The 13,612-nt window shown below is 46.5% G+C and carries 13 protein-coding genes; 11 read left to right on the forward strand and 2 right to left on the reverse strand.

Annotated elements, in window-relative coordinates; genetic code table 11:
* Positions 1-21: 21 nt before the first annotated feature.
* From FYJ45_RS05490 to FYJ45_RS05500, 3 genes are all read left to right on the forward strand, one after another.
* A complete protein-coding gene (locus tag FYJ45_RS05490) occupies positions 22-759 on the forward strand; it encodes a DUF2334 domain-containing protein (RefSeq protein WP_154463794.1) in 738 nt (245 codons plus the stop codon).
* A gap of 184 nt (positions 760-943) precedes the next feature.
* Entirely contained in the window at positions 944-2,053 is a 1,110-nt protein-coding gene (locus FYJ45_RS05495) for a glycosyltransferase family 1 protein (protein WP_154463795.1), read from the forward strand.
* A gap of 87 nt (positions 2,054-2,140) precedes the next feature.
* A complete protein-coding gene (locus tag FYJ45_RS05500) occupies positions 2,141-3,298 on the forward strand; it encodes a glycosyltransferase (RefSeq protein WP_154463796.1) in 1,158 nt (385 codons plus the stop codon).
* A gap of 129 nt (positions 3,299-3,427) precedes the next feature.
* Here the strand turns inward: FYJ45_RS05500 and FYJ45_RS05505 are convergent, their stop codons facing one another.
* Positions 3,428-5,158, reverse strand: coding sequence for an ABC-ATPase domain-containing protein (locus FYJ45_RS05505; RefSeq protein WP_154463797.1), 1,731 nt, complete (start codon positions 5,156-5,158; stop codon positions 3,428-3,430).
* A 641-nt stretch (positions 5,159-5,799) separates the two neighbouring features.
* Entirely contained in the window at positions 5,800-6,906 is a 1,107-nt protein-coding gene (locus tag FYJ45_RS05510) for a D-alanyl-lipoteichoic acid biosynthesis protein DltD (RefSeq protein WP_195841674.1), read from the reverse strand.
* 484 nt (positions 6,907-7,390) lie between these two features.
* Here FYJ45_RS05510 and tnpA point away from each other — a divergent pair, with 484 nt between their 5' ends.
* The 8 genes from tnpA to FYJ45_RS05545 all read left to right on the forward strand — a co-directional run bounded on the left by tnpA (position 7,391) and on the right by FYJ45_RS05545 (position 13,305).
* Positions 7,391-7,684 carry an IS200/IS605 family transposase gene (gene tnpA, locus FYJ45_RS05515; protein WP_154463799.1) on the forward strand — a complete coding sequence of 98 codons (294 nt, stop codon included), beginning with the start codon at positions 7,391-7,393 and terminating at the stop codon, positions 7,682-7,684.
* 65 nt (positions 7,685-7,749) lie between these two features.
* On the forward strand, positions 7,750-9,327 hold the full coding sequence (locus FYJ45_RS05520) for a CotH kinase family protein (protein ID WP_154463800.1): 1,578 nt from the start codon (positions 7,750-7,752) through the stop codon (positions 9,325-9,327).
* A 6-nt stretch (positions 9,328-9,333) separates the two neighbouring features.
* A complete protein-coding gene (locus tag FYJ45_RS05525; RefSeq protein ID WP_154463801.1) occupies positions 9,334-10,038 on the forward strand; it encodes a polyphosphate polymerase domain-containing protein in 705 nt (234 codons plus the stop codon).
* The gene (locus tag FYJ45_RS30370; RefSeq protein ID WP_235930593.1) at positions 10,035-10,466 is read left to right on the forward strand and encodes a DUF4956 domain-containing protein; all 432 of its coding nucleotides are present in this window, start codon (positions 10,035-10,037) and stop codon (positions 10,464-10,466) included. Before FYJ45_RS05525 ends, FYJ45_RS30370 begins: the two co-directional genes overlap by 4 nt.
* A gap of 15 nt (positions 10,467-10,481) precedes the next feature.
* Positions 10,482-10,706 (forward strand): hypothetical protein, encoded by a 225-nt coding sequence (locus FYJ45_RS30375; RefSeq protein ID WP_235930594.1) that lies wholly within the window; start codon positions 10,482-10,484, stop codon positions 10,704-10,706.
* Between the two features lie 108 nt (positions 10,707-10,814).
* Complete coding sequence (locus FYJ45_RS05535) at positions 10,815-10,997, forward strand: hypothetical protein (RefSeq protein ID WP_025488490.1); 183 nt, start codon at positions 10,815-10,817, stop codon at positions 10,995-10,997.
* 363 nt (positions 10,998-11,360) lie between these two features.
* A complete protein-coding gene (locus FYJ45_RS05540; protein WP_025488491.1) occupies positions 11,361-12,461 on the forward strand; it encodes a glycosyltransferase in 1,101 nt (366 codons plus the stop codon).
* A gap of 91 nt (positions 12,462-12,552) precedes the next feature.
* Entirely contained in the window at positions 12,553-13,305 is a 753-nt protein-coding gene (locus FYJ45_RS05545; RefSeq protein WP_276891145.1) for a polysaccharide deacetylase family protein, read from the forward strand.
* Positions 13,306-13,612: the final 307 nt, after the last annotated feature.

The following is a 13,612-nucleotide window of genomic DNA, read 5'->3' on the forward strand; positions in this document are numbered from 1 at the left end:
TCAGTTAGGAAAGGGTTACGTATGAAGATTGCGATTCGAATGGATGATATTACGGCAGATATGAACTGGAAAAATTTCCTGGCGCTGAAGGAGCTGTTCGACAGGCACGGTATCTGCCCTCTGATCGGCGTGGTGCCGGATAACCGGGATGAAAATCTGCGTATGGATCCTCCCAGGGAAGACTTCTGGGAGTATCTTGGTAAGCTGCGCGGGCAGGGCTGGGTAATTGCGCAGCATGGGCAGTATCACCGGTATACCACTCAAAAAGGAGGATGCTTTCCCCTGAACCGCTTTTCCGAGTATGCAGGCGTACCTTATGAAAAACAGAAAAGCATGATTGAGGAAGGGAAAAAAATACTGGAGGATAAGGGGATCAGGACGGATATTTTTATGGCGCCGGGGCATACCTTTGACAGGAATACGTTGAAGGCGCTGAGAGAATGCGGTTTCAGATACCTTACCGATGGTTTCGGAAAATCACCCTATTCCCGGGAGGGGCTGACCTTCCTCCCCATATCCAGCCGTAAAAAAGATTGTTTTAAGGACAGGGAAGGCTATACTACCCTGGTAATCCACGCCAACGGAATGAGCGAGGCGGAAATCGGCTGGTATGAAAGAATGCTTGCAGAGTATCCGGATCGGTTTATTTCCTATGGTCAGCTGCTGACGCTTCCTGTCACAAAACGCGGTTTTGCAGGAAATCTTGCTGAATATATACAGGCTTCCTGCAAACGGATCCTGGTGAAGCTGCTTTCCTGAACGGAGTGAGGCTGTGAAGAGGGGGCTGTGAAGGGTGGTACTGTAAAGAGGGACACTGTGAAGAGGGGCACAGCAAAGTGATGCTGTAAAGGGTGCTGCTGTAAAAAGTGTACAGTGCAGGGGTGTCATCGTGAAGGAACACGTACCAGAGACATATAAATTAGGAAAGGCGCAGAAAACGGGAATGAAAACAGTGAGAGTGCTTCAGGTTCTGGGAGGAACCAGCCTGGGCGGCGCGGAAAGCCGGGTAATGGACAGCTACCGCCACATCGACAGAAACAGAATACAGTTTGATTTTGCCGTCCACACCGGGGAAAAAGGTTTTTTTGACGAGGAAATCGAGCGTCTGGGAGGGCATATTTACCGTTTCCCCAGGTTCCGGGTTATAAACTGGCCGGCCTACCGCAGGGCCTGGAAGGATTTTTTCAGGGAACATCCCGGCTACAGGGCAGTGCACGGACATATGACAAGCACGGCGTCCATTTATCTGCCGATCGCAAAGAAATCCGGCGTGTCGCTGACGATTGCCCATGCAAGGAGCGCCGGAGTGGATCCGGGGCTTAAGGGGAAGCTGACCCGCTTCCTGAGAAGAAATCTGGGGAAAAAGGCAGATATGTGCCTGACCTGCTCCCAACTGGCGGGAGAAGCGGTGTTTGGAAAAAAAATGTGGGATGAGGGACGGGTGAAGACGGTTCCCAATGCCATCGACGCGCCGGCCTTTGCCTATGATGAGAAGATCAGGGAGCGGATGCGGCGCAGCCTGAGCATCCCTGAGGATGCTTTCGTGATAGGCCATGTGGGACGGTTTGGCCATATGAAAAATCACCTGTTTCTTCTGGATGTTTTTGCAGCGGTGAATAAAAAACTGCCGGGGGCAAGGCTTTTGCTGGTGGGCGAGGGCGGCCTGATGGAACAGGTGAAGGAAAAGGCGGCGGCGCTGGGCGTTTTGGAGCAGGTGATTTTCACAGGAAACCAGGGGAAGGTGAGCGATTATTATCAGGCGATGGATTTCTTTGTGTTTCCCTCCCTGTTTGAAGGCCTTCCCGGGTCGGTAATTGAGGCCCAGGCCTGCGGGCTGCGGTGCCTGATATCCGACAGCGTAACGCCGGAGGTGCTCATTACAGATCTGGCCGAGGCGAAGCCACTTTCCCTGGGAGCCGGAGACTGGGCTGAAGATGTTCTTTTGAGGAAGGATTACAGGCGGGAGCAAATGGAGCAGGCAGTCAGGGAGGCTGGCTTTGATGTGTCGGATCAGGTAAAGCTGCTGGAAGAGATATATTTGCAGGAAAAATAAACGTCAAGGAAAAGGCGGCCGGGATTGCGGCGGTCAGGCCAGGATTTTGCCGCAGCCGGATTTTTACATCTGCCAGGAGAAATATTAATGAAGAAAAAAGTTATGCTTATTGTACCTATGCTGCATCAGGGAGGCTTTGAACGGGTCTGCGTAGCTACTGCGCGCCTGCTGGAGCCGTTTTATGAAGTTTATATTGTGATTTTCAGCGCTAGGGATATTGCTTATGATATCAGGGGGCTCCATGTGATCGACCTGCATATGGGGGCGTCTGAGGGAAAGCTGCTTAAGATTCGCAATGTATTCCGCAGGAGCCGGAGGGTAAGCGCACTGAAAAAGGATTTGGGAATCGATATTGCATACAGCTTCGGCCCCACAGCCAATCTGGTAAATGTGTTTTCCAGATCCCGTGGAAAGACCTGGTGCGGTGTCCGCAGCTATATGGATATGGGAAATCCCAGGCTTCTGAAGCTTTTCTGTAGCAGAGCGGATCGGATAATCAGCTGTTCCCGTACGATTGAGAAAGAAATACGGGAAAAATTCGACTGTCAGACTACCTCTACGCTTTATAATCCTTTTGATATCAAAGAGGAAGAGGAACGGGCGCAGGAGGAGGAAAGCCGACTTCCTTTTCAGGACTGCGGGCCGGTGGTGGTGTCCATGGGGCGCGAGGACGATGTAAAGGGCTTCTGGCATCTGGTAAAAAGCTTTTCCCTGGTTCATCGCAGGCTGCCGGATTCCCGGCTGGTGATTGTGGGAGAGGGCGATTTCCTGGAGTACTGGAAGCTGTCTGAGGCGCTGGGGATTTCGGATGCGGTAAGCTTCCCGGGGGTAAAGAAGAATCCCTTCCCGTGGCTGAAGCTGGGAAGTATTTATGTGATGACTTCCTTAAACGAAGGCTTTCCCAATGTGCTTGTGGAGGCCATGGCCCTTGGCAAGCCGGTGATTTCCACCAACTGCATGACCGGGCCGGCGGAGATCCTCATGGATGATTTTGAGGCTTATGTGGGAAAAGAAGAGTATGTGGACGGAGACTACGGTATTCTGATTCCCAACCTGGAAACGCAGAAAAATCTGGATGCCAGGGTGATTACGCGGGAAGAGGAGCTTCTGGCGGAACAGATGCTGCGCCTGCTGACGGATCAGAAGCTGCATAAAAAATATGCCGATGCGGCGCTTAAGAGGGCGGCCTGCTTTTCCAATGAAGCTTATGTGGAACAGCTCCGCGGGATGGCGGAGGATGTGTGAAAGGTAAAATTCAATTGTAATGGCTTGTAAATTCCCGCTGTTTGCGGTTGAAAAAACTGCGGTATCCACCTGAAAAAGATGGATGCCGCAGTTTTCTTATTATTTGCCTGAATGCATTTTTATAAAAAATTATAATTTCAATCCCCGGTATCTGTTAAAGCATGCAAAGATTTCCTGCCGTCTGGGAACCGCCAGATCCGTGGGCAGATAGCCGGAGCCGGCCAGTGCGGACAGGCCTTTTTTTTCAATCAGTGAAAGAAAGGAATCCACAAGCATACGCAGGCTGGTCTGACCGTTAAACATACTTTTTTCCGCCAGGGCAAGCATATAGGAAAGGGCGGCGGTCTGTTCCGAATCGGCAAGCTGTTCCAGGTAGCGCAGGTCGATGTCCTCATGTCCAATCTGAATGTTTTCCCGGCCGTGGACCTTGGTTTTCAGCCGTTCATCCCTGCGAAGCTCTGGACGATAGCCGGGAGTGCGGCGGAAGGATGGCAGTTCGGGATCAGGGAGCGGCTGGGGCATTCCCGCTTCCGGTGTTTCCTGATTGCGGGAGGCGTAGAGGGCGGCTTCTTTTTTGGCAAAAGCGGTTATGTCTTTGGGAACATAGCGATCCATCTGGATTACCGCATCTGCGATGTAAAAATAGGAACCGGAGCTTCCGGCAACAATTACGGAAGAAATGCCGCATTTTTCATAGAGGAAACGGGCGCGTTCAATGAAGGGAGTGATAGGCTCCTCTTCCCGGCAGACCACGCGCTGCATCAGCTCGTCGCGTATCATGAAATTAGTGGCGCAGGTGTCCTCGTCTATCAGGAAAAGTGAGGTTCCGCTTTCCATGCCTTCTATGACATTGGCGGCCTGTGAGGTGCTTCCGCTGGCATCCTCCGTATAGAAGGCTTTGGTATCCTTTCCGTTGGGAAGGTTATTGATGAACATGGATATGTCCGTTTTTTTGATGCTGCGGCCATCCTCTGCGCGTATTTTCAGGGCGCTGTCATCAGTGATGACATATTCCCTGCCGTCGCCTGCGATATGGTTGTATACGCCAAGCTCCAGAGCCTCAAGGAGCGTGGATTTCCCATGATATCCGCCGCCTACGATCAGGGTGATTCCTTTCCTGATGCCCATGCCGGTAATCGGCCCATGATGGGGCAGATTCAGTGTGATTTCCATGGAAGAGGGGGAGGTGAAGGGAATGCCTTCTTTCATGGGGAGGTCCGATACCCCGGACTGCCTGGGAAGGATGGAACCATTGGCTACAAACGCACACAAATCCAGGGCAGGCAGCTGGGTGCGGATATAATGCTGGTCCTCAGCCAGATGGATGACGCTTTGTACCTTGGCGGGGGAGAGCTTTTTGTAAAAGCAGACCGTCTGTACGCAGGCCGGCAGGAAATCAAAGAGAATGCGTTCCAGCTGTGACGCGTTGATAGTCCTTCCATTGGCCGGAAAACCAGCGGCAAAACGGAATAACAGGCCGCCGTTTTCCGGGTTGATGGTTACGGCGGAACGCTCCAGAATTTCCTGGCCGCAGCGGCTGACACTGATCAGCCCGCTTTTGCCGGAGCCTTTGGCCTTGAAGGTATACTTTTCGATCTCCTGGTAAAAAAGCCGGTTCAGGTAGTCCTGTAGCGCAACCTTTTTATAGCGGGTATCATAAAGCCCGGCAGGAAATCCGGCGGTTTTTCCGTCAACAAGGATGCTCAGGCGGGACGGAGAGGCAAAGGGATCCCCTTGGACATGGTCAATGGATAAGACATAATTGCGGAAGGAATAGCTTCCTTTTAAATCCTTGTAGGCAGGATAGCTTTTATGGTCGATGGCACGAAGCGCACGACGCAGGTCTTCTGAATTTTTCATGGGGTTTTTTGGTCCTTTCTGTAAAGCTTTTTTGTGATATCGGGCAGCTGTTTTGTGTTTTCCTACATATTCCCCAAAAATCAGTTAAAATAGTTTACAGGAATATTTTTTTAATCCGGCAGCACTTTTTTGCGGTATTTGGTCAATGCATGGTCTTCATTTACAACTGCGTTATCTGTACTTTATCACAGGATTGCGGGGAGTGCAAAGAGTAATGACGGCAAAGGAAAAAGGATTTGTATTTTGGGGTCAGGTCTGTTATTTCTTCATTGACTGTATATAAGAATACTGGCGAGGGTGATGTTGGAAGAGGTGATTGCTATTAGCAAAAGACCTTTTAATGGTGCATTATACAGACTGGGTATTGCCATAGGCGTTTTAGTTGCCTCTGCCTTTATATTACCAAGATCATTCAAAGGCGGTTACCTTTCTGGCCTCATATTCCACCTCAGCTTCAACTCCATGTGGCAGGAATCCGTAGTATTTCCATAATATCGGAATCCTGGAAAGCCGTTCATCATTGGAGTGCATGAGGAAAAAGCTGAAGCGGGAACGGCTCCTGTAAACGCCGGATCTTTTATGTCATACAGCAGAAAAAATAGGAACTGCTGCAGCGATATACAGTTTATCAGGGACGCGAATTAATGTGTTTCAAGATAAGCTTTCAATTCAGGAATCTCATTCGTCAGCATTTCTGTAAAGTAAACCGCCCCTTTTTCATTCAGATGGTCGGCATCTCCAAAATATTGAAGGTTCGTCTGATAACGTTCATCATGGGAATAATCGTAATACGTAATATTGTATTCAACAGCGATATCCTGTATTTTACTGTAGAATTCATATAAAAAATCTGCAGAGACATATTGATTATAGTATTGTGTATAGGGGGTTGTGATCAATATGGGAGTAATATTTCTTTCTTTGCATAATTCAATTATATTTCGCAGATCCTGTTCTTTATCCTCTTCAAAATAATCTGTTTTCCCTTCAAAATGCCTTTGATATCGGGCATATCCCTTGGCCTCAAATTCCTGTACCTTTTCAGCACCGTAAATTTGTTCCGGATTTTCAGGAGCAGGTGCCTGCGGTGTATCAGAAGATTCCCCCTCTCCCTGCAGCTCACCTTCGGCAGCAGGCGCTTCTGTTCCCGGAGCAGCATCCGGTGAGGCTTCCGCGGCATATACAATATTCTGGCGGTTATCCGACAATGAGGGGAAGGAAATCGGCGGTTTAAACAGGTCGAAGATTCCATCACCTGCTGAAAGAATAGGAAATCTTACAGCAACAAGATCCTTATACAAGCTGTAGTCGGGATTGTACTGGGGAGACAGCAGGCGGTAATACCTGATACTGATGGCTTCTATATCATTGGGGTCAGTTGCCTCACGGTTAAAGGAAAAGTAGGAAACCGGAATAAAGGCGATGCTTCCCTCTGTAAAAGCGTCCTTATGCATATTTAACAGCGCATAATCGTATTCAAAGGACTGGCTGGTCAGTGCGAAATTAAAACATTTCAGCCCGCGATCCTTAAGGGCTGACCAGTCGAAAGCACATTGACCGTGCGAACTTCCGAAATTAGCGATTTGAATTGTCTCCGGGACAAAATTAAAGGCATTGATTTCCGCTATGGGATTATCTGATTTTTGTTCATACATAATATCCAGATAGAATAAACAAAACAGGGTGATACAAACAGCCAGGACACTTTTTACCAGAAATGATTTCATAGGCTTTTTATCAGAATCCATAAGTATGGCTTCTGAAATCAACTCCTTTCCAGGGAAGATTGAAAAATATACGGAAACATATGATACTATTTGAGACATTCGTTCTGTATTATCATAGTCAGTACTATATTCTACTACGTTAATGGAAAAATATACAAGTTAAAATAAAGGATTACGGTAAAATTAAAAAAAATTTAAGGTTTTGCATAAAAGATTATTCAGCACTATCCAGGAAAAATATTCCACCTAATAATATGTTCCAACTGCTTTTGCACTTTTATTTGACAATTACTGTCAAAAAATTATTAAATTTTTAGAAACTTCTAATAAAAAGTTGAAAATGGCGGAATGCAGAAGTATAATGTATAGAATTTGGTGAAAGGAAACACTAAACACTTTATAAAGTTAATGTCTGTATAAGGGGGTTAAATCCCTCGCCTTAAGGCGAAGCCTTTAGGTCAACCCCATAGCTTCAAGTGAGAAATACTAGGCTTGAGGTGATAGAATGGAAAATTACAGGAAGTCAGCACATGCAACATATGATATCAAGTATCATATAGTATGGATTACGAAATACAGGAAGCCGGTAATTGTAGGAAAAATAGCGGAACGAACAAGAGATCTGATAAGGCAGGTATGCCAGACAAAGGAAGTGGAAATATTGTCAGGTCACGTAGAAAAGGATCACATACATCTGTTGGTATCAGTATCACCGCATGAGGTGATAGCCGAATATATAAAAAATCAGAATCTCGAAGAAAGAAGGAAGAACGATAACTTTGAGATAGGTCAACTTTAGGCGGCTTTAGCCGCTAGTCCGAACCTGCCGGCTTTAGCCGGCAATGGTTCAGTTAAGGAGAAAATGTGCGAAAAAAAGGTATTATTTTCTGTACAAGTATACTTTTATTTTGGGGTTTTCTGCTGTTTGGAATAAATGAGGAAGCCAGGGAAAACGAAAAAATATTATCCACAGCTATTAAAACAGAAGATGAGCTCAACCTTATGAAGGAAGGCAGAGAAGCTTCAGAAGAACTTCCGGGAGCTTTTGTACGATTTTGTGAAAAGGAACTGCCATATGATGGGAATTATGGATTCTATTATATTTCACAGTCAATGAATACGGAACAATTTGAAGGTCAGTTAAAAACCCTGGATCATCAGACAGAAGTTTATTTTTATGAAGACAGTTATTGGAAGGATAAAAAGAGCGCTGTCAGGGAAGGGCATCCCTTCCGGTTTATAGTATTTGGAGACGGATGGTATACCGAGGATGAAATCGTATTTTCAGGGCTGCCGATAATCAGTATTACAGGAGATTTAGTGGAATCTGAACAAAAGTCTGTCAGCAATAACAGCAGGATTGTCGTATGGAATCCTTCTGATGCTATTGCCGGTGGAATGTATACCATTAAAGAGAGTTATTGTACTTATTATGAAAGAGGAGCCAGCAGCCGTCAGTTTGATAAGAAGAGTTTTGGAATACGGCTGTTTGATGAAAAGGGAGATTCACAAAGTAAATCCTTTTTGGGCATGCGCGATGATAATAAATGGATATTGAATGCGCTTTATTCAGATACAAGCAAAATCCGTGAAAAACTGGCACTTGATATATGGAGTGAAATAAGTCCGAATCTGTCAGGCAGCAGGATGGAATATGCGGAGGTGTTTGTTAACGGATTCTACCGCGGATTGTATGGGCTGATGGAGCCGATTGATAGAAAGCAGCTGTCGTTGAAGGAAGGGGATTATCTATATAAATGCGGTTCCCTGGAAGGGATAAATAAGGAATATTATGTTCCATTATCCGATTGTATGGAAACAGAAGATATTGAGGTGGAATATCCGAAAGAACCGCAGCCTGATATCTGGGCACCGATGCAGTATTATACTGAATTTATTACGGAGGGTAATATTACCGAAAACTCAGTTAAGCTTGATGAAGAAAATGTGGTTAATTATTGGCTTTTTGCGCAGTTCCTTTCTGCTTCGGACAATATAGACAAGAATTTTTTTATTGCGGCATCTGAAGACGGAAACGGACTGCTTCTACAGAAAATACCGTGGGACTTAAATTATAGTTTTGGAGATGCCTGGTCGGATGAAACAACAAACATGACCAAATTCGGTGTTTTTGACATTGATACAATTTATTCGCTGCAGGATTACCAAAATCTGTATCAAAGTCGGCCTGACGAAATATCCGGTCTTACAAAAAGTCTGTGGAATTCTATGAGAGATGGGGTGATACAACAGGAACGTTTATGTGAAGCGGCAGATGAGTATATGACAATGCTGGCAGAAAGCGGTGCGTTTGCAAGGGAGTCTTTGCGTTGGCCGGAAGCGGAAAACAATACTGATATTTCTTCTATAAAGGAATATATCGGGGAGCGGATTGCATTTCTTGACAGCGTCATTGCAGATGGAAGCAATTATGGAGATTAGAAACCGATGGATTACAGAGTAGAAGAAAAATATATCTGTACGGAGGGAGAGCTTCAGATTTTAGCCGGAAGGCTGTCTTCCATAATGAAGGAGGACGGACATCATGAGGAAGGAAAGAGATATCAGATCAGGAGCCTGTATTTTGATGATTTTGATGATTCCTGCCTTGCTGAAACAATAGATGGTGCAAATGACAGAAAAAAGTTCCGTATCCGCATTTATGGCGGCCATACCGACAGAATTGCTCTTGAGGTCAAATATAAATTGAATGGTATGACAAAAAAGGATGCCTGTCTGCTCACTGAAGAACAATGTAGAGAGCTTATGGCAGGGAGAAGACTGCCCTTTCAAAAGTCTTCTCCTAAGGTTTTGCGTATGCTGTATCTGGCAATGACAACGGACTGGCTTTTGCCGGTAACTATTGTGCAGTATGAAAGAACAGCATATATAAGTAACATAGGAAATGTCAGAATTACATTTGACAGAAATATTTCAGCGTCTGCTGATATCAGGCATTTTTTGGAACCCGGAATCAGACTTATGCCTGTCATGGAAAAGGGAAAGCATGTTCTGGAAGTAAAATATGATGAAGTGCTTCCGGATTATATTGCACAGGCGCTGGAAACGGGGAGGCACCAGCAGACCCCTTTTTCAAAATATAAGGAATGCAGAATAGCGCTTGAAGCATACAGAACAGGAGAAATGAGATGAGTGCAAAGGATATAATCAAAAAGTCGGTACTGGAAGGATTTTCAATGGAGATGTCGGTTTATCATATCATCTTCATTCTTCTTGTAACGGTAGTACTGTCGATGTATATATTTTATATTTACCGTTTGAACAGCCACAGCAGTTTTTATTCCAGGGACTTTAACAAGACACTGGCAATCATGCCGGTTCTGACAGCGGCTATTGTGCTGGCGCTCCAGTCTTCTATTGTTATTTCTCTGGGTATGGTAGGCGCCCTGTCAATTGTTCGTTTTCGGAATGCCATAAAAAGTCCTATGGATCTTCTGTTTCTGTTCTGGTCCATCAGCACCGGAATTATATGTGGGGCCGGGCTGTATGTGCTGGCAATTGTTACCTGCCTGATTGTAACGATACTTTCATTTCTGCTTGATTTTATAAAAATGCCGTAGGCACCGCTTCTTCTGGTGGTAAATAGCTCGGATAAAGAAATAGAAAAGAAATTTCTGCCTGTACTGAATTCTTTTGCCAAAGGTTATAAAATCAGGTCGCGTAATATAACGCCTGCCGGGATTGATTATGTAATTGAGCTAAGGACAAAGGATGAAATGGGCCTGATGGAAGCCTGCAGCAAACTGGAAGGACTGGATTCCATATCCCTTTTGACACATGATGGGGATATCAGATATTAAAGGTGGCAGAGGTTCCTTGGTTAACATCTCAAATGCAGATAACGGCAGTGGGGAATAAAGAAAACCAAACCGGACATACTATTCCCAAAACAGAAAGGCGGAAAGAGTATGGACAAGAATGGACAGAATTTATCCGGTTCCAAAACGAAGAACTTAAGCGTATATGACGACGGCAATATTCCCGAAGTGGATTTGCCGCTGCCCGATGACAGTACGCAGGATGTCATTCCTGATGAGGTGCCCAGGAAAGATGGCCCTGGCGGAGAAAACAGCAATAAAAACAATGACTGACTCAGCCCCGCTGCACAGGGGATAAAACGGCGGAATGGAATAGAGACAGCCTGCAGGCGGATACCACAGCATGAAGCATGCCGGTATCCGCTTTTTAGTTGATTTCAGAGGTAAAGAAACGTCAGGCATTTCAGTAATATCCCGGTATCAGGCCCTGGAAGGAGCTGTTGTTCATACACACAGAAATGAGGCAAAACAGGCGTTTGTTTGAAAACAGTCCCTTGTAACCTCCCTTCTAATGTGGTAAACTAAGTTGAATTTGTGTACCCAAATTAAGGAAGTGTTAATTCTGTTCATGAAGGATGGGCAGGATCTTCCCGGAATGTTAATGTAGGAGCAGCCGGTGCACGGATGGGAGCAAATATGCGTAAAATAATCTTTCATATAAACAGCCTGGAACAGGGCGGGGCTGAGCGGGTTATTACCAATCTGGCCCACCAGTTTGCGGCTGAGGGTTACGAGGTCTATATCGCTACGGAATGGTATGCGGAAAATGAATTTCGTATTGATAAGAGTATTACAAGAGTCCATGTGGGTCTGAATGCGGAGGAAGAGGGCAAGGGCAGAATCGCCAAGCTGAGAATCCGTGAGAAGAGGCTGCGGGCTTTTATAAAAAAGGTGAGGCCGGATGTGGTGGTGGCGTTCTGCCATAAGGCGAATTACCGCGCTATAACGGCTGCATTGGGAACCGGGATTCCGGTCATCGTCTCGGTAAGAACGGATCCTGTTGGGCATTATGACAAATGGGATGATAAAATCCAGATCCCTCTTCTGTTTCCCAGGGCAGCAGGCTGCGTGTTCCAGACGGAAGGGCAGCGGGATTTTTTTCCGGTCAAGGTACAGCGGAAATCACGTATCATACTGAATCCGCTGAATAATAAATATCTGGATATTCCCAAACCGGAAACAAGGGTAAAAGAAGTGGTGCAGTCAGGCAGGCTGGTGGATTTCAAAAACCAGCTTATGTTAATCCGTGCTTTTGATAAAGTACATCAGAAGCATCCCGACTATGTACTTAAAATATACGGCGGCGATTCCAGGGACGGTACGAAGGAGCTTCTGGAGCAGCTGATTGCCGAAAGAAAAGCCGAAGCTTATGTGTTCCTGATGGGGGCCAGTGATTCCCTGGAGAGGCAGTTGGTGAATGCTTCTGTTTTTGCGTTTTCCTCCGACTGGGAGGGGCTTCCCAATGCGTTGCTGGAGGCGATGGCTCTGGGGCTTCCCATTGTGTCCACTGACTGTCCCTGCGGCGGTCCAAGGACAGTGATACAGGATGGGGTAAACGGCCTTTTAGTGCCGATTAAGGACGAGGACGCGATGGCGGAGGGGATCTGCCGTCTGATAGAAAATCCGGAGCTGGCGGAACGCCTTGGAAGCAAGGCCCGGGATATCCGAAAAATTGCCAACAGCAAGGCGGTTTTTGAACAGTGGCAGGATTATATAGAATCAGTATGCAGACACTGACAGCTGTCTGTGAGGCAGCTGTAACTGGTATGGCTGCGGACATAAGAGAGGTACGAAAAGATTCCCGCCTGCGGTAAAGGCGGACAGAGAGGTGCAAGAAAGTATGTTTTCCTATGCGGATTATAAAGAGATCATAAGAATTATCAAAGAAAGCGGCAGGGCCTGTAATTTCAGGCAGGCGCAGGAAAAGGATAAATTTATTATCATGCGTCATGATGTGGAATTCAGTGTGGATCGTGCTTTTGCGCTTTCCAAGCTGGAGCTTTCCATGGATTTTACTTCCACTTATTTCTTCCAGTGGACGAACAATTCCTACAATATCCTGTCCAAGAAAAATATGGATATGATTAAATATATGCATGAAAGAGGACATGTTATCGGCCTCCACTTCGCTTTGAACGGCCTGACTGATATGGAGCTTGTGCGCAGGAAGATACTGCAGGAAATCCATGTGCTCAGTGAAATGCTGGGCTTTGAAATCACAGAGTTTTCCATCCACAGGCCTTCGGCGGATGTGCTTCGGGAGAATATCAAATTCCCCGGCATCATCAATGCTTATCAGGATGAATTTTTCACCTTTTCAGAAAACGTAACAGCGGATACGCCGCTTCATGTAAAATATATTTCCGACGCCAAGCACAGGTGGAATTATGGGGTGCCGGATGAAGAAACGCTGCTGGGATATGATAGGGTACAGATTCTGACCCATCCTTATTCCTGGACGAAGAAGGGGTATGATAATCTGGAGAATTTCAGGACGCTGCTTCAGGAGCGTAATGCAGAGCTGATGGATACTATCGATAACGAGTGTAAGCACTTCGCCAGCATCCGCGATTCGTTGTAGGGCGGCGGCTCCCCGTCCGTCCCCGGAGGCCCCGGCTTCTGTTTGTCTCCTGTCTGCCGTCTGTCTGGCCGGGGCGGGGTTTTTGCTGGTTCGGCCTCAAAAATGGGATATTTCTAACAGGCTCCGTTTTCCCTGCGGCTGCCAAAATGGCGGAACTCCTCACTGCGTTCGTCAGACATCGCCATTTTAGGCGGGCAGCCGCAGGGAAAGCGGAGTCTGTAAGAAATATCTCCATTTTCTCGGGACTCACCTGCAAAAATCCCCGTCCCGGCCAGACAGACGGCAGACAGGAGATAAACAGAAGCGC

The organism is Eisenbergiella porci (assembly GCF_009696275.1).
In the GTDB taxonomy this organism is placed as follows: domain Bacteria; phylum Bacillota; class Clostridia; order Lachnospirales; family Lachnospiraceae; genus Eisenbergiella; species Eisenbergiella porci.